The organism is Paraoerskovia marina DSM 21750 (assembly GCF_000701465.1).
Lineage (GTDB): Bacteria > Actinomycetota > Actinomycetes > Actinomycetales > Cellulomonadaceae > Paraoerskovia > Paraoerskovia marina.
On record NZ_KL370783.1, the window covers coordinates 70,902 to 86,687 of the forward strand.

Below are 15,786 nucleotides of genomic sequence, written 5' to 3' on the forward strand. Positions count from 1 at the left end.
CGTGAGCTGGCCCGCCCGCCCCCCGCTCGACCCGGAGGCACCCGCTCGTGCCGCCGGGACGACGTCGTCCGCCGCGCTCGACCTGCTCGTCACCTCGTGCGCCGCCTGCCCCCGCCTCGTCGAGTGGCGGGAGCAGGTGGCGCGCAACAAACGCGCCGCTTTCCGGGACCAGGACTACTGGGGGCGGGCGGTCCCCGCGTTCGGCGACCCCGACGCGGACGTGCTCGTGATCGGACTCGCCCCCGCCGCGCACGGCGCCAACCGCACCGGGCGCATGTTCACCGGCGACCGCAGCGGCGACTTCCTCTTCGCGGCCCTGCACCGCGCCGGGTACGCCAACCAGCCGACCGCGGTCTCCCCCGACGACGGGCTCGAGCTCACCGGCGTACGGATCACCGCACCCGTGCACTGCGCGCCCCCGGCCAACAAGCCCACCCCGGCAGAGCGACGACGCTGCTCGCCGTTCCTCGCCCGCGAGCTCGAGCTCGCGGGCGCCCCGGTGCTCGTGGTGCTCGGCGGGTTCGGCTGGCAGGCCGTGCTCGCCTCCCTCGCGGACCAGGGCTGGACGATCCCCCGACCCCGCCCCGCGTTCGGGCACGGCACCGAGGTGACCCTCGCCGGGCCCGGCGGGCGCAGCACCACGCTGCTGGGGTGCTTCCACGTCAGCCAGCAGAACACCTTCACCGGACGGCTGACACCCGCGATGATCGACGACGTCCTGCGCCGGGCGCGCGAGCTGACCGTCGCCTAGCCTCGCGCCGTCCCCGGCCGTGGTGTGAGGGACCCGACGCACGCCGGTGCCCTCCGGCGTGGGTAGCACCAGGGACGATGTGCCCATGAGCTCCGGTCGCACCCCTCGTTGGTCCCTCGCCCTGGTCGTCGTGGCCCTCGTCGTCACCGGTGGGATCAGCTTCAAGGAGCTCGCCGGGGACGAGACGACAAAGACCCTGACGACCGTCAGCGCCGACCAGCTCGACCGCGCCGAGACGGACCTCGCGTCGCTGTCCGTGGGCGACCGCGGCGTCCTCGACGGGTACGACCGCGACGCGTTCGACCACTGGACCGACCCCGACGGCAACGGCTGCGACACCCGCAACGACATCCTCGCCCGCGACCTCGCCGCCGAGACGGTCGACGACGACGGATGCACCGTCCTCACCGGCACGCTCACCGACCCCTATGGCGGCGAGACGATCGACTTCGAACGCGGCGAGCACTCCGCGGAGGTGCAGATCGACCACGTCGTCGCCCTGGCCAACGCCTGGCGCACCGGCGCCGACGCGTGGGACGACACGACGCGCGAAGAGTTCGCCAACGACCCGGCCAACCTGCTCGCCGTCGACGGGCCGCTGAACGGTCAGAAGAGCGCCTCCGACGCCGCCGGGTGGCTGCCACCGGCGGCCGGGTTCCGGTGCGCGTACGTCGTGCGGCAGATCGAGGTCAAGGCCGGGTACGGGCTCAGCGTCACCGCGGACGAGCACGACGCGATGGCCGAGGTCCTCGACAGCTGCACGGTCGCGGACACCCGCGGCTAAAGTGAGGCCCGGCTCGCGCAGCCGTGCACCCGGAGCAGGGCCGGGTGCTGCGCGGACACAGGGCACACAGGGGGCACAGACCATGACGACGACACCGACCCGGTACCGCGGGACACCACCGACGCGGTTCGTCAACATCCTGCTCGACCCGGGCGTCGACTCGACCGAACGACGACGGAACATCGTCCGCTGGTGGTTCGCCGACCGTGCGCCGGCCTTCGGTGTCGCCGCCGGCCTCCTGACGTCGCTGGCACAGGATCCCCCGGGCGGGTGGGAGCAGTCCGTCCTGAACCTGGCGATCTGCACCGGGGTCGGGCTCGTCGTCTATCTGCTGGTGCGACGCGTCAGGCCAGACTTCGTCGGGACGAACGAGGCCGACGTCGCGAATCTCGCGACCATCCGGTCAGCCACCCCCGACGCGCTCGACCACGCCCACCGCACCCTGTGGCGCGCGATGGTGCTCGGCCGGGATCTGGACGACCCGGCCCCCGGGACAAGCCCCGAGCTGGTCGAGGCGGCACAGGCCGAGATCTCCGCCTGCGCCCGAGAGTTCTGGGAGCTCACCGCGACCGCGCAACAGACGTCGCGGTAAACCAGCCCGGAACCGACCGGTTCGACCCCTCTAGGGTGGGTTCGTCCCCGACGAGGAGAACCCCATGCGTCGCAAGTCCGCCCTGCCCTCGGCCGTGCTGCTGCTGACCGTCCTCGTGGGCGGCGCGGGGGCCGGGTACCTCGCCAGCTCGTCCGACGTCGTCCGGATCAGCGACGTCCCCCGGATCGGGGAGGGTGTCTCGATCCCGCCCGGGCTTCGACAGGCTCAGCCACCGGAGGTCGAGCCCGCCGAAACTGTCGATCCGGCTGAGACCACCACGTCCATCAAGACCGGGTCGGAGTCCGACGACGACGGCGACGATCCGGTTGCGGTCGAGGCTGCGACCCCGGACGAGGAGGACGGGTCTCGACAGGCTCGACCCACGGAGGGAACGGCGGACTCGGAGGACGGGTCTCGACAGGCTCGACCCTCGGAGGGCACGGCCGCGGGCCTCAACCTCGTCAACGTCGAACGCGCGGCAGTCGGCTGCCCCGCCGTCGTGAGCGACGACCGCCTGGTCGCGGCGGCCCAGGCACACGCCGACGACATGTCGGCGCAGGGGTACTTTTCCCACGTCAGCCAGGACGGGCGCACGTTCGACGAGCGGATCCGTGCGGCAGGCTACGCACAGCCGGGGGCGGAGAACATCGCGTCGGGCCAGCGCACGGTCGACGCGGTGATGGCCGCGTGGATGGACAGCCCCGGCCACCGCGCCAACATCCTCAACTGCGACCTGGGAGCCGTGGGCCTCGCGCGGACGGGGAACGTGTGGGTGCAGACGTTCGGGTACTGACCGGGCGTCAGGCCGGTGCCGCGGACCGTGGCCCGAAGCGCAGGAAGAGGACGGCCATGAGCAGACCCCAGCCGAGGAAGAAGAACCACACGAGGTTCGCGGCCGGGCCGTCGCCCTGGGCGACGGTGTAGAGGAAGCCGCCGGCGAGGTTGCCGAGGATCCCTCCGACGGCCTGCGCGAGCCCGAGGACGCCGAAGTAGGACGCGACCGACGTCGTCCCCGCGAAGTCCGAGACGACGGCGTTCATCACGGGCTGGGAGAGCATCTGGCCGATGGTGAAGACCCCGATCCCGGCGAGCAGCCCGGCGAGGTTGCCCCACAGCCCCATGACCGCGACACCGGTCCCGAGGGCAAGTGCGCCCGTGGCGAGGATCGCCCGGGGCGGGAGGTGGCGGGACGCGAACCCGGTCAGCGGCAGCATCACGAGAACCATGAAGACGGCGGCGGCCGTGTAGACGAGTCCCACGCCGGCGGGCCCGGGCAGGACGTCGGCGGCCCGGACGGGCACCACCAGGTAGAGCTGGGAGACGAGCAGCCAGAGGCCGCTCGCGAGCACGCAGTAGCGCACGAACCGCCGGTCCTTGAGCGCGGCACCGAACCGGGTGGGCTCGGTCGCAGGCCCTGTGAGGGCGGCCGGCAGGCCGAGGACGGTCAGGACGAACGCCGTCGCGAAGAGCCCGGCCGAGCCGTAGGCGACCCACCGGAAGTCGAGCCCGGCGAGCAGGCCACCGACCATCGGGCCGAGGATGAACCCGACGTTCGAGATCAGCTCCCGGGTGGCGTAGACCCGGACGCGGTCGTCCTCGCCCGCGAGCGCCGCGTACGCCGCATAGCTGGCGGGGTGGAACAGCGCCCCGCCGAGCCCGGCGAGCACGGAGCCGACGACGAGGACGGGGACGGAGCCGCCGGAGCCGAGGACGACGAACCCGAGGGCCCGGACCAGGACTCCCCCGGCGATCGCGCGGCGGTACCCGATCCGGTCGGCGGCCCACCCGGAGAACGGCATCATGCCGTTCTGCGCGGCGGACCGCAGGGCCGTCAGCGCACCGACCACGGCGACCGTGAGGCCGAGGTCCTGGAGGAAGTGGTAGGCCAGCAGCGGGACGAGCATGTAGAAGCCGACGGCCATGGTGAGCGTGTCGGCGTACAGCACCCACAGGGCCCGCTCGCGCGGGGTCCGGGGCGTGCGGAGGCGGCGGTCCCTCACTCCGTCGCGTCCTGCGGCCCGCCGCCGGACGCCCCGCCCTCGGTCTGCCACGTGGCGAGGGCCAGGTAGCCGGGCACCGAGAACGCGAGGAACGGGAGCATCGTCGGCAGGAGCATGCAGGTGGCGACGAGCCCCGTGGAGAGGACCAGCACGACGGCGGAGCGCACCGGCTGCAGGACGACGAGCCGGGCGGCCTCGCGCCGCCACGTCGCGGCGTCCGCGTCGCGGTGGCGCGCGGCGGCGACGGGGATCGCGAGGAATGCGAGCACCAGCACGACGGCGACGGGCAGGGCCGCCGCGGCGGCCAGCACCGCAAACCCGGCGTCGGGGGTGCCGAGCCTGCTCACGAGGAACAGCGCGTCGACCAGCAGGAGGGCACCCGCACCGGCCGTCACCGCACCCGTGGGCAGGGTCCGGCGCCACGTGGCCCCGAACTCGCGGAAGGTGTTGGTGAAGACCGCGTCGTCACCGTCGACCCGCCAGGCGTGCAGGGCACGGGCGAGCGCGACCGCCGCGGGCAGTGCGGTGACCACCGGGATCGCCAGCAGCGTGGCTGCGAGGCCTCCGAGCACGATGTTGGCGGGGTAGGCCAGGGCGCGCAGCGTCTTGGCCTCCCACCCCTCCGCGCCTCGACCTGCCCGGCGGGGGGTCTGCCCTGCGGTCACGCTCGCCGTCCTCACTCCCGCGACCCGCTGCCGACGGAGTCCCGAGCCTCGACCTGCCCGGAGAACGAGGTCGCCTCCAGCTCGAGGTTCATGGTCTCGCGCACCCCGTCGCGTGTCACGGTCACGGTCACGACGCCGTCGACCTCGGTCGCGGAGACCTCGGCGGGTTCGGTGTCGTCCCAGGAACGCGGCTCGAGCACGCTGACGAACCGTGCGGCGGCGGTCGGCTCGCTCGAGCGGCGCAGCGTGTGCTGCACCTTCTCGATCGCGAGGCTCGGCGTCGAGGACGTCGGGTTCGCGTGCACCGGGGTCGGGACGACCTCGGTGGTGGCCGCGTCGTCGAGGGCGGTGACGAGCATCGAACCGGTCCCGGCCTCCGCGATCCAGCGGCCCTCGCCCGTGGGGCGGGCAGGGTTCTGGGTCTGCAGCAGCACCGTCCACGTGCGCGGCTCGGTGGCCTGGAGGTCGTCGACCACGACGAGCGTGCCCCCGGGGCTGAGGACGACGTGCCGCCGCGCGCGGGTCACGCCGAGCGCGCGGTCGTACATCGCCGCGGTCTCGGAGACCGCGTGCGTCCAGCCGTCCTGCAGGGTCGCGGAGACGATGTGCGCCTCGTACTCCTCGGCCAGCTCCTCGAAGACGTGGTACCTGTCCTCGTTGACGAAGCCGTGGCCGTCGACGAGGACGGCATTGTGGTGCTCGGTGCGCTTGCGCGAGGAGTAGCCCTCGTCGAGGGCGAGGTACGCGCCGTGCCCGATCAGCACGAACGTGCCCGAGTCCGGGTGGTGGTGGCCCGCGTTGAGCGTCGTCCACCCCGTCTCCCGCTTGATCCGGTGCGACGTCGTCCACGCCTTGTGCCCGCCGCCCGGGGAGGCCTTGAACGACAGCAGCACCGCGTCGTCGTCCCAGGAGGTACGGCCGACGACGAGACCCAGGTCCTCGAAGTACCGGCTCGTCGGCAGGTCCTGCGGTCCCTCGACGGGAGCGGTGGGGTCGAACCAGAGCAGCTCCTGGTAGGCCTCGGCCCGGACGCCCGGGCGCACGCCGCTCTCGTAGGCCTCGCGCCAGAAGAACTCGTCGGCGACCTTGTCAGCCAACCACTGGCACTGCGGGATCCGGTACTCGGCGGCCAGCTTGTAGTACATCGCGACCGGGTGCCCGCTGCGACGGTCGTGGCAGTCGCCGTGGTCGACGATCCGCTCGAGGTCGGGGGCGGCCTGGTACAGGCGGAACCAGAAGGTCTCGCGCAGGTAGTCGCTCGTCGCGAACCAGTCGATGCCCTCCTCGGACTTCAGCACGTCGAGGTACGTCACGAGCCACGGGACGCCGTAGCGCCAGTAGACGACGCCCTCGTTGTTCGAGCCGTCCTCGGGCAGCATCTCCAGGACCGTCGCGAAGTTCTCCTTGGCGCGCTCGGTCCACGCCCGGGCCTCGGGGAACTCGTCCTGCAGCGCGTACCCCGCGGTGGCGAGCCCGGCGTAGCAGATCCAGTTGTGGTTCTGCCAGTACGACGACGACCACCAGCCACCCTCGGACTCGACGGCGAACTCGTACATCCGCCGCCCCTGCAGCAGCAACTTGTCGCGCAGCGCCGCCCGCTCCGTCTCGTCGAGCGCCCCGCCCGCCCACGAGTAGGCGAGCGAGAGCCCGTGCAGGAGCCAGCCGGCGTCGAGGTCGTGGTCCGGCATGTTCGCCCGGCCCCAGTGCGGGAACGAGACGGCCGGCACCAGCCAGCGCCGCAGCTCGGTCAGGTAGTGCTCCTGGCCCGTGAGCCGGTGGGCGAGAGCCAGGTTCGCGGCCCCCGCGCCCAGGTACGTGATCGACGCGAGCGGGTGCTCCTCGGGCAGGACGAGCTGCGTGTACCGCTCGCACTCGTCGACGAGGCGCCGCATCTGGGGCGCACGCGCGCCCTTCAGCTCGGCACGCAGGGTCTCCTCGCGGTCGGCGATGAGCAGGGGGTGGGTCATGGGGTTACCTCGATCGTGGTCGCGCCGTCGCGAGCGCGCAGGTGGAAGGTGGTCGTGCCCGCAGGGGCGAAGGTGACGCTGACGTCGGGCTCCTGGTCGTCCAGGACGTACAGGGAGGCGAGGACGACACGCTCGGCGTGCACCGTCCAGTCGGCCACGTGCTGCGGGGCCGCCGGGTCGTGCGACGGCCCCCGGCCCGGTCCGGCCTGCATCACGGCCGGCACGGACGAGACGTGCACGCCGTGCAGTCGGGCCCCGTCGCCCTGCCACGTCGAGACCGCACCCTGGGGCACCGTCCGGACGTCCAGACCGACCGCCGGCCGCAGACCCAACGAGATGTCGTGGGGCACGCCGTCGGTGCAGGTGACCGTGACCACGTCCGCGAGGACGCCGTCACCCATCACCAGGGAGCGGCGCACTCGCACCCCGACGAACGGCTCCGCCGAGGCCGTGACCCGGCCGCGCGCCGCGTCCCACTCGAGGATCTGTCCCGACGTCTCGCGCTGGTCGTACCCGTCCACCCGGACCGTGGGGTGGGCGACGGTCCGCGCATAGTGACCGCGCCGCAGGCGGCTCGCGTACGGCGGCACCCCGGGAGCGGGCTGCCACGCGTCCGCGCCGTACAGGTAGACGGCCAACTTGTCGAGATGCCCGTGCGCGCCGCCGTGCGGGCCCGCGTCGAGCACCGCCTGCAACCGGTCGCGCCCGTCACGCAGCACGGCGTACCCGACGTCGGGGAACAGCACGCTCCCCCGCGTCGGCGCCTTGGTCGGGACCGGCGGCCCCGCGAACCAGCCGTCCAGGCCGAGCTCGAGCCCGTCGTCGTCGACGCCGAGGCGCTCGCGGGCGTACCGCTCGACGGTGTCCAGGCCGGTCGGCGTGAGCAGACCCCGCGAGAGCGCGGCGATCTCGAGGACCTCGCGGTGCATCGGTGCACGGTCGTACGGGCCGTCGTGCAGCGACGGGAGCCGCCCGTCGGGTGCCGCGACCTCGGCGAGCACCCGGACCATCGCCGCGAGCGCCTCGACCGACGCCTGAGGGAGGTCGGTCGGCTTCACGTCGCGCAGGGCCAGCAGGTAGGCCCGCAGGACGAACAGGTGGTAGTACGTGGAGCCCTCCCACTCCCACCCGTCGTCGCCGACGGCGAGGTCAAGGTGGTCGAGGGTGCGCTCGACCCACAGGCCCGCGTGCACGGGCTCACCGCAGACCACGAGAGCCCGTGCCAGGAGCGCCCCGGCGGCGTCGAGCCACGCGGTGTAGTTGCTGCGCGCGTCGTCGCGCTCGTCCACCAGGACCGTGCGGGCGTCGTCGACCGTCTCCAGCAGCGACCGGAGCATCGTCGGGACGCCGGGCGCGAGGCCGTCGGCCCCGAGCACGATCACCGCGTCGGCGACCTGGACCGCCCACTGCGCCTCGGTCAGTGCCTGGGCGAACAGTTTGCCGCGCAGCATCCAGGACTCGCTGGCCCCGCTCCACCCGGAGGAGACCGCCTCGTCGTAGACGTCGGCGTACTCGCCGAGCATCGCGACGGCCTGCTCGCGGGCCGCGACGTCACCCGTCCGGGCCGCACGGTGCGCGAGGAGGCGCACCGTGCGGGCCGCGGCCTGGTGGTCGAGGACCAGCGCGGCGGCGTCGATCTTCTCGCCGACGACGACGCAGCCACGCGGGCACCGGTGGTCGCCCTCGGGGGAACGTGCCAGCTCGACGTCGTGCGTCGGGCACACGTAGTCGTGCCACCACCCGCCGAGGGCCTGGGGGACGAGGCTCATCGGAAGTTGAGTCCTCCGTTGATGTCGATGACCTGGCCGGTCACGTACCCGGCGGCGTCCGAGGCGAGGAACGTCGTCACCCCGGCCACGTCCTCGACCGTCCCGGCCCGTCCCAGGGGGATCCCCGCGACGATTCCCTCCTGCGCCGCGGCGGGCGTGAACGTGTTGTGGAAGGGCGTGTCGCCGATGAACCCGGGGGCGAGGGCGTTGACGGTGATCCCGTCACCGGCCAGCTCCTTGGCCAGGCCACGGGTGAAGCCGACCACGCCGGCCTTCGCGGCGGCGTAGGCCACCGACCCGGCACCGCCGCCGTTCTCGGCCGCGAGCGAGGCCATCGTGACGATGCGCCCGGAGGTCGACGTCGTCAGGAACGGGATCGCGGCCCGTGAGGCGTAGAAGAGGCTGGAGAGGTTGACGTCGACGACCTTGTGCCAGTGCTCGTCGGTCATCTCCCCCACGGTCGCGCGGCCCACCAGGTGGCCCGCGTTGTTCACGAGGATGTCGAGACCGCCGAGCGACTCGACGGCGGCCTCGACGACGGCGGTCGCCGACGCCGAGTCGGTCAGGTCGCCCTGGATCGTCGTGCTCTTGCAGCCGATGGCGCGGATCTGGTCCGCGATCTCCTCGGCACCCTGGGCGCTGTTGGCGTAGTGGACGGCGACGTCGGCGCCGGCCCGGGCGAGGCCGAGGGCGAGAGCCGCCCCGATGCCGTGCCCGGCTCCGGTGACGAGCGCGCGGCGGCCGGTGAGATCGTTCTGCATGGTTCCTCTTTCGTCGGGGTGGGGGTGTGCGGCGCGGGTCACTTGATGCCCGCGTTCGTGAACCCCTGGATGAAGTACTTCTGGGCGAAGACGAACAGCAGGACCATCGGAACGGTCGCCAGCGTCGTCCCTGCCATCAGGTAGTGCCACGAGGTGTTGTCGAGCTGCTGGAAGACGGCGAGCCCGACCTGGATCACGCGCAGCTCGTCGCTGGTGGTGACCAGGAGAGGCCACAGGAAGTTGTTCCAGCTCTCCTGGAAGGTGAGCAGCCCGACGGTCGCGATGGCCGGCTTGATCAGCGGCGTGTAGATCTGCGCGAAGATCCGGAACTCGCTCAGCCCGTCGAGTCGCGCGGCCTCCTCGAGCTCCTTGGGGAGCGAGAGGTAGAACTGCCGGAACAGGAAGATCGACGTCGCACTCAGGCCGCCGGGGATCAGCAGCGCCCACCACGTGTTGAGCCAGCCGGTCCCGCCCTGCCCGAGGATGTCGTTGCCGCCGAACAACGGCATGAACTTCACGATCAGGAACTGCGGGACGATCTTGGTGTACGTCGGGATCATCAGCATCGCGACGAGCGAGATGAAGACGATCTCGCGTCCGCGGAACCGGATGCGGGCCAGGGAGTAGCCCGCCATCGACCCGAGGACCAAGGTGATCAGGGTGTGGCCCGTGGCGATGATGAAGCTGTTGCGGAAGTAGACGTCGAACGGCGCGGCGTCGAGCGCCTCGCTGTAGTTCGACCAGTGCCATTCCTGCGGGAAGAAGGTCGGCGGGAACTGTGCGAGCTCCGCCGGGGACTCCACGGAGGTGAAGATCATCCAGATGAACGGGATCACCATGGTGAGCGAGCCGAGCGCGAGAGCCACGTTCAGGATGACCTTGTTGCGGCTGCGCGCGTTGGGCCGGTGCTGACGCGGCGGGGTCTTCCCGACGACCGCCGCCAGCGGCGGGTTCTGGGTGGTCCGGGGCGTGGTCAGAGCCATCAGTGGTCCTCTCGGGTCGCACGGCGGCCGCCGAGGGTAATGACCAGGAGGAAGATGAACAGGACGACGGACTGCGCCGAGGCCATCCCCATCCGGAACTCCTGGAAAGCGGAGCGATAGACCTCGTAGGTCATCATCGTGGTGGCGTTCGCCGGCCCGCCGTCGGTCAGGACGTAGATCTGGTCGAACACCTGGAAGGCGTTGATCACGGAGATCACGAGGACGAAGAACGTCGCCGGCTTGAGCATCGGGACGGTGATGGCGAAGAACTTGCGGACCGAGGAGGCCCCGTCCATCGAGGCGGCCTCGTACAGGCTCTCGTCGACGTTCTGCAGCGCGGCGATGTAGATCAGCATCTTGATGCCGATGCCCTGCCACGCACCGACGAGGATGACGGCCCACAGGGCCCAGTCCGGATCGGCGAGCCACGCCTGGCCCGGAATGCCGAAGATCGCCAGGAAGGCGTTGAGCAGACCCTGCTGGGGGTTGAAGATCCACAGCCAGACCATCGCGATCGCGACGGTGGCGGTGACCTGGGGCAGGAAGAACGCGGTCCGGTACCACTTCTGGAGCTTGAGACCCTGGTTGAGCGCCACCGCGATGATCATGGCGAGCATCATCGAGACGGGCACGGTCCAGAACGTGTACGAGATCGTGTTCCACGTCGCCTTGAGGAAGACGGGGTCCTGGACGATCTCGACGTAGTTGTCGAGACCGATCCACCGCGGTGGTGAGAAGACGTTGTAGTCGGTGAACCCGAGCGCGAAGGTCGCGATGACGGGGATCGCCGTCCACAGGCCGATGTGGAGCAGGGACGGCGTCACCATCAGCCAGCCGGTGCGGCGCAGCTTGCGCTCGGACGCGGAGTACTTGCGCTGGCGAGGAGGGCCGGAGGGGCCGCCACGCGCCGCCTCGGGGCGTGTGTCCTCCCTCGGCGGAGAGGTCTCGGTACTGGTCATGGTTCTCCCTCGTTCCGGACGGTGCGCCCGGGCCGCGTCGGTGCGACCCGGGCGCGTCGTCGGATCGGACTAGCGGTCGATTGCCGTCTGGACGAGCCCGGCGAGGTCGTTGAGGGAGTCCTCAGCGCTCATCTGGTCGAGCAGCGTCGCCTCGACGGCGGGTGCGAAGTCACCACGGACCTCGAGCCACTCGGCGGGGCCGCCCTCACGCTTGGCGACGTCCAGGTTCTCCATCGCGAACTGCACGAACCCGTTGGACTGCACGTACTCGCTGTCGAGGAGCTCGCTGAGAGCCGGCACGTTGCCGCGCTGCTCGTTGGCCGCCAGTGCCGGGCCGGGGCTCGCCAGGAACTCGAGGAACGCCTGGGCGGCCTCGGGGCTCTGCGACGTCGCGGAGCGGGTGGCGAGCGTGCCGCCGAAGAACATGCCCTCGCCCTCGCCCTGGATCACGAACGGCTCGAGGTCGTCCAGCACCTCGGGCGCCGCCTCCAGGCCCTGGGTCCACAGGTTGTTGTGGGCGATCCCCATGGCCGCGCGGCCGTTGAGGAGCGGGTTCACCGCGGCGTCGGGCGAGGAGAAGCCGATCTCCTCGACCTCGTGGACGTTGATGAGGTCGGACATGAGCTGGAGCGCGTCGACGCCCGGGTCCTCGTTGAACGTCGGGGCGGTGTCGTCCTCGTTGAAGAGGTCGCCGCCGGCCGAGAAGAGCATCGTCTCGAAGGCCTGGCGCGAGTCCAGCGAGAGCATGTCGAATCCGGCGCGCTCGAGCGTGCCGTCGCTGTCGCGGACCGTCAGGGCCTTGGACATCTCGACGAGCTCGTCCCAGTTCTGCGGCGGGCTGTCGTAGCCGGCCTCCTCGAGCAGGTCCATGCGGGCGACGCCGAACCGGGTGTCGAGCATGATCGGCACGGCGTAGACGCCGTCGTTCCAGGTGCCCGCGTCGACGATCGCCGGCGTGTAGGACTCGAGGAGCTTCTCCTCGGTGAGCCCGAGCTCGCTGAGGTCAGCGATCAGGCCGCGGTCCGCGAAGCCCTCGATCCAGCCGACACCCATGAGCATGACGTCGGGGACAGCACCGGAGACGGCCGCCGTCGTCAGCTTCTCGTTCAGGTTTCCGTAGGTGGTGTAGTCCACCGAGACGCTGACGTTCGGGTACTCCTCGTAGAACTGCGGGAGCAGCTCGTCCTCCAGGAGCTTCTGCCCCTCGGTCCCCTCGAAGATCGGGGTCAGCAGGGTGATGTCACCGGTGACCTCGTCCGGGTCGGACGTCGTCGCGGCGGACGAGTCGGACTCGGACCCACAGGCCGAGAGTCCGAGTGCGAGTGCTGCCACGGCGCTGATCGCGCCGACCCTGACCCGGGTAGGGCTGTTCCTGATCATCATTGATCCTCCGTGCTCGTCGACGGTGCGGCTGCGTTGCCATGGCCGGTGATCGGCCTCCACCGTTGGTCTGGTGTAACGATGCACCAAGGTACGCACCAGATTCTCGCCCCGTCAACCGCTGTCATGTCACGAAATGCTCACGGAATTCATCGTGGGAGCGCGACCACCCCGGATCGACGGCCTTCTGCGTGATATAACGTTGCACTAGGTCGTGTCGTGCGACCGAACCGTCGACAAGGAGGGGCACCGTGGCCCGCGTGACGATCCAGCAGGTGGCGGCCGCGGCCGGCGTCTCGCCCAGCAGCGTCTCCAACTACCTCAACGGTCGGACCAATCGTATGGTCCCCGCGACCCGCGAACGGATCGCCAGCGCCATCGCCGACCTCGGGTACCGGCCCAACCGAGCCGCCCGCCAGCTGCGCACCGGCCAGACGCAGACGATCGGCCTGATCGTCCCCTCGGTCGGCAACCCCTTCTGGGGAGCGTTCGCCCGCGAGCTCGAGGTCGCGGCCCTCGCCGCGGGCTGCAACGTCCTGCTGTGCAACAGCGAGCGCGACCCCGAGCGCGAGCGCCGGTACGTCGAGGAGCTCTGGGAGGACGGTGTGCGGGGCGTCGTCCTGTGCACCTCGCTCCCCTCGCTCGACCACCTCGCCGACCTGATCGACCGCGGGCTGCGCCTGGTCACCTTCGACCGCCCCGCCCAGGCCGACGACCCGGCCTCCGTGGTCAGCATCAGCATCAACAACCACGTCGGCGGCTTCATCGCGACGTCGCACCTGACCGACCTCGGGCACAAGAAGCTCGCGTTCGTCTCCGGCTCGATCGCGTCGATCAACCGCACCGGCCGGTTCCGGGGCTTCTGCACCGCCCTCGAGGCCGTCGACCTGGACCCCGCGACGATGCCGATGTGGACCGGGATGGAGGAGGTGCCGTTCGGCGACGTCGAGTCGGCCCAGGTCGGACGCCGTGCCGCCCTCGACCTGTTCGACGGCACCCAGGAACCGCCCACCGGCGTCGTCGCCATCAACGACATGACGGCGCTCGGGTTCTGCCGAGGACTGCGCGACCGTGGCCTCGAGGTCGGGGTCGACGTCTCCGTGGTCGGGTTCGACGACATCATCCTCGCCGACCTCTACGACCCGCCGCTGACCACCGTCCGCCAGCCGATCGCGCGCATGGCCGGGCTGGCCATCACCGAGGTGCTCAAGGACCCGTCCGAGAGCGAGGACGGACGCTCCGTGCTGCTGCGCCCCGAGCTCGTCGTCCGGCAGTCGACCTCCGCCGTCGAGGGTGCGGCCGCCACCGAGAGCGTCGAGGAAAGCGTCGAGGGGAAGCAGGCGCTGACCCGGGCGGAGCAGCGGTGAGGCTCGCACGCCTCGGGCCGCCCGGCCGGGAACGCCCCGTGGTCATGGTCACCGACGACTCGTACGTCGACGTCGGCGACCTCGTCGACGACTACGACGCGGCCTTCTTCGCGGCCGGCACGCGGCGCCTGCGGTTCGACGTCGCGGCACGGGTGGCCGCCGGTGCCGTGCACCCGCTGGGAACCACGCGGATCGGCCCGCCGATCGCTCGGCCCCACCAGATCCTCTGCGTCGGCCTCAACTACAGCGACCACGCCGCCGAGATCGGCGCCCCGGTCCCGGACCAGCCCCTGGTCTTCACCAAGTCGCCGAACAGCCTCGTCGGCCCCGACGACGACGTCCGCGCACCCCGCGGATTCAGCCGGCTCGACGGCGAGGTCGAGCTCGCGTTCGTCGTCGGACGCCGCACGTCCTACCTCGAGTCCGTGGAGGAGGCGCGTCGGCACGTCGCGGGATTCACGATCTGCAACGACATGAGCGAGCGCCGCTTCCAGGACGAGTGCGGCGGCCAGACCCTCAAGGGAAAGTCCGCCGAGACGTTCAACCCCTGCGGACCCTGGCTGGTCACCCCCGACGAGATCCCCGACGTCGGCGCCCTGTCGATGCGGCTCGACGTCGACGGCGAGCGCCGCCAGCGCGGCAGCACCGCGACCATGGTGCTCGACCCCTACGAGATCCTCGTGCACCTCAGCCAGTTCCTGGTGCTCGAGCCGGGCGACCTCGTCAACACGGGCACGCCCCCAGGCGTCGCGGCCGGGATGGCCGACCCCGCCTGGATCCAGCCCGGCCAGGTCATGACCCTCGCGATCGACCGCCTCGGCACCCAGCGCCAGCTCGTCGTCCCCCCACGATGAGCACGGCACCCGTCCTGACTGTCGGCGAGACGATGGTGCTCGTCGCCGGGACACGCCACGAGCCCCTCCAGCAGGGCACGCCGATGTCGCTCGGGATGGGCGGCGCGGAGAGCAACGTCGCGATCGGCCTCCGCCGCCTCGGGACCGCCGCCCACTGGGTCGGCCGCGTCGGCGACGACTCCGCGGGCGACCTCGTCGAACGACTGCTCCTCGGCGAGGGTGTGCAGACCACCTGTCTGCGCGACCTCTACGCACCGACCGGCCTGATGCTCAAGGAGCGACGCTCCACCATGGAGACCCGCGTCTGGTACTACCGCCAGGCGAGCGCGGGATCGCGCCTCGCCCCCGGAGACGTGCCCGACGAGGCCGTGACCGGGGCGGCACTGGTCCACCTCACGGGCATCACGGCGGCGCTCTCCCCGTCCGCCCGCGCCCTGACCCTGCAGGTCGCCGCACTCGCCGCCGGGTCCGGGGTCCCCGTCTCGTTCGACCTCAACTACCGGGCGGGCCTCTGGTCGCCCGACGACGCCCGCGCGCTCTACCGGGAGATCCTCCCCCTGTGCACGCTCGTGTTCGCCGGCGAGGACGAGGCGGCGATCGCCGTCGGGAGCGCCCCCGACGCGCGCACCTACGCCCGACGGCTTCTCGACCTCGGCGCCGGGACCGCCGTCGTCAAGCGCGGGGCGGACGGTGCCCTGAGCAGCGGGCCCGGCGGCACGCACGAACGCCCCGCGGTGCCCGTCACCGTGCGCGACACCATCGGGGCCGGGGACGCGTTCGTCGCCGGCTACCTCGCGGACGTCGTCGACGGCCAGGACGCCGCGACGGCGCTCGGCACCGCCGTCGCCGTCGGGGCGTACGCCTGCACGGGCGACGGGGACTGGGAGGTCCTTCCGCGCCGTCGCGAGATCGCACGGCTCCTGGACCCCGAACCCGTCAGCCGATGAGGCGCTG

General features: G+C 71.6%; 15 protein-coding genes. 7 read left to right on the plus strand and 8 right to left on the minus strand.

What is annotated here, in order from left to right:
- Position 1 precedes the first annotated feature (1 nt).
- The 4 genes from Q343_RS0112830 (at position 2) to Q343_RS15225 (ending at position 2,920) form a co-directional block, all read left to right on the plus strand.
- Positions 2 to 751, plus strand: coding sequence for a uracil-DNA glycosylase (locus Q343_RS0112830; RefSeq protein ID WP_029253963.1), 750 nt, complete (start codon positions 2 to 4; stop codon positions 749 to 751).
- A gap of 85 nt (positions 752 to 836) precedes the next feature.
- Positions 837 to 1,535 carry an HNH endonuclease family protein gene (locus Q343_RS0112835; RefSeq protein WP_052367226.1) on the plus strand — a complete coding sequence of 233 codons (699 nt, stop codon included), beginning with the start codon at positions 837 to 839 and terminating at the stop codon, positions 1,533 to 1,535.
- A gap of 82 nt (positions 1,536 to 1,617) precedes the next feature.
- Positions 1,618 to 2,127: a hypothetical protein gene (locus Q343_RS0112840; protein WP_029253965.1), complete on the plus strand. Its 510-nt coding sequence runs from the start codon at positions 1,618 to 1,620 to the stop codon at positions 2,125 to 2,127.
- A 64-nt stretch (positions 2,128 to 2,191) separates the two neighbouring features.
- Complete coding sequence (locus Q343_RS15225; RefSeq protein WP_029253966.1) at positions 2,192 to 2,920, plus strand: CAP domain-containing protein; 729 nt, start codon at positions 2,192 to 2,194, stop codon at positions 2,918 to 2,920.
- 7 nt (positions 2,921 to 2,927) lie between these two features.
- Here Q343_RS15225 and Q343_RS0112850 read toward each other — a convergent pair whose 3' ends face one another.
- From Q343_RS0112850 to Q343_RS0112885, 8 genes are all read right to left on the minus strand, one after another.
- Entirely contained in the window at positions 2,928 to 4,127 is a 1,200-nt protein-coding gene (locus Q343_RS0112850) for an MFS transporter (protein ID WP_029253967.1), read from the minus strand.
- Complete coding sequence (locus Q343_RS14670) at positions 4,124 to 4,792, minus strand: DUF624 domain-containing protein (RefSeq protein ID WP_052367227.1); 669 nt, start codon at positions 4,790 to 4,792, stop codon at positions 4,124 to 4,126. Before Q343_RS14670 ends, Q343_RS0112850 begins: the two co-directional genes overlap by 4 nt.
- Positions 4,793 to 4,803: 11 nt before the next feature.
- Positions 4,804 to 6,759, minus strand: coding sequence for a DUF4962 domain-containing protein (locus tag Q343_RS0112860; RefSeq protein WP_081829839.1), 1,956 nt, complete (start codon positions 6,757 to 6,759; stop codon positions 4,804 to 4,806).
- On the minus strand, positions 6,756 to 8,528 hold the full coding sequence (locus Q343_RS0112865) for a heparinase II/III domain-containing protein (protein ID WP_029253970.1): 1,773 nt from the start codon (positions 8,526 to 8,528) through the stop codon (positions 6,756 to 6,758). Before Q343_RS0112865 ends, Q343_RS0112860 begins: the two co-directional genes overlap by 4 nt.
- Entirely contained in the window at positions 8,525 to 9,289 is a 765-nt protein-coding gene (locus Q343_RS0112870) for an SDR family oxidoreductase (RefSeq protein WP_029253971.1), read from the minus strand. Before Q343_RS0112870 ends, Q343_RS0112865 begins: the two co-directional genes overlap by 4 nt.
- Positions 9,290 to 9,327: 38 nt before the next feature.
- Positions 9,328 to 10,272, minus strand: a complete 945-nt coding sequence (locus tag Q343_RS0112875) for a carbohydrate ABC transporter permease (protein ID WP_081829840.1) — start codon at positions 10,270 to 10,272, stop codon at positions 9,328 to 9,330.
- The gene (locus Q343_RS0112880) at positions 10,272 to 11,231 is read right to left on the minus strand and encodes a carbohydrate ABC transporter permease (protein WP_029253973.1); all 960 of its coding nucleotides are present in this window, start codon (positions 11,229 to 11,231) and stop codon (positions 10,272 to 10,274) included. The genes Q343_RS0112875 and Q343_RS0112880 overlap by 1 nt, the downstream gene beginning before the upstream one ends.
- A gap of 69 nt (positions 11,232 to 11,300) precedes the next feature.
- Positions 11,301 to 12,611 carry an extracellular solute-binding protein gene (locus tag Q343_RS0112885; RefSeq protein WP_172828989.1) on the minus strand — a complete coding sequence of 437 codons (1,311 nt, stop codon included), beginning with the start codon at positions 12,609 to 12,611 and terminating at the stop codon, positions 11,301 to 11,303.
- Between the two features lie 251 nt (positions 12,612 to 12,862).
- Between Q343_RS0112885 and Q343_RS0112890 the strand changes: the two genes are divergently transcribed.
- From Q343_RS0112890 to Q343_RS0112900, 3 genes are read left to right on the plus strand one after another with little or no spacing between them, the layout of a single operon-like run.
- The gene (locus Q343_RS0112890) at positions 12,863 to 13,978 is read left to right on the plus strand and encodes a LacI family DNA-binding transcriptional regulator (RefSeq protein ID WP_052367229.1); all 1,116 of its coding nucleotides are present in this window, start codon (positions 12,863 to 12,865) and stop codon (positions 13,976 to 13,978) included.
- The gene (locus Q343_RS0112895; RefSeq protein ID WP_029253976.1) at positions 13,975 to 14,832 is read left to right on the plus strand and encodes a fumarylacetoacetate hydrolase family protein; all 858 of its coding nucleotides are present in this window, start codon (positions 13,975 to 13,977) and stop codon (positions 14,830 to 14,832) included. The genes Q343_RS0112890 and Q343_RS0112895 overlap by 4 nt, the downstream gene beginning before the upstream one ends.
- Positions 14,829 to 15,779, plus strand: a complete 951-nt coding sequence (locus Q343_RS0112900) for a sugar kinase (RefSeq protein ID WP_029253977.1) — start codon at positions 14,829 to 14,831, stop codon at positions 15,777 to 15,779. Before Q343_RS0112895 ends, Q343_RS0112900 begins: the two co-directional genes overlap by 4 nt.
- Positions 15,780 to 15,786: the final 7 nt, after the last annotated feature.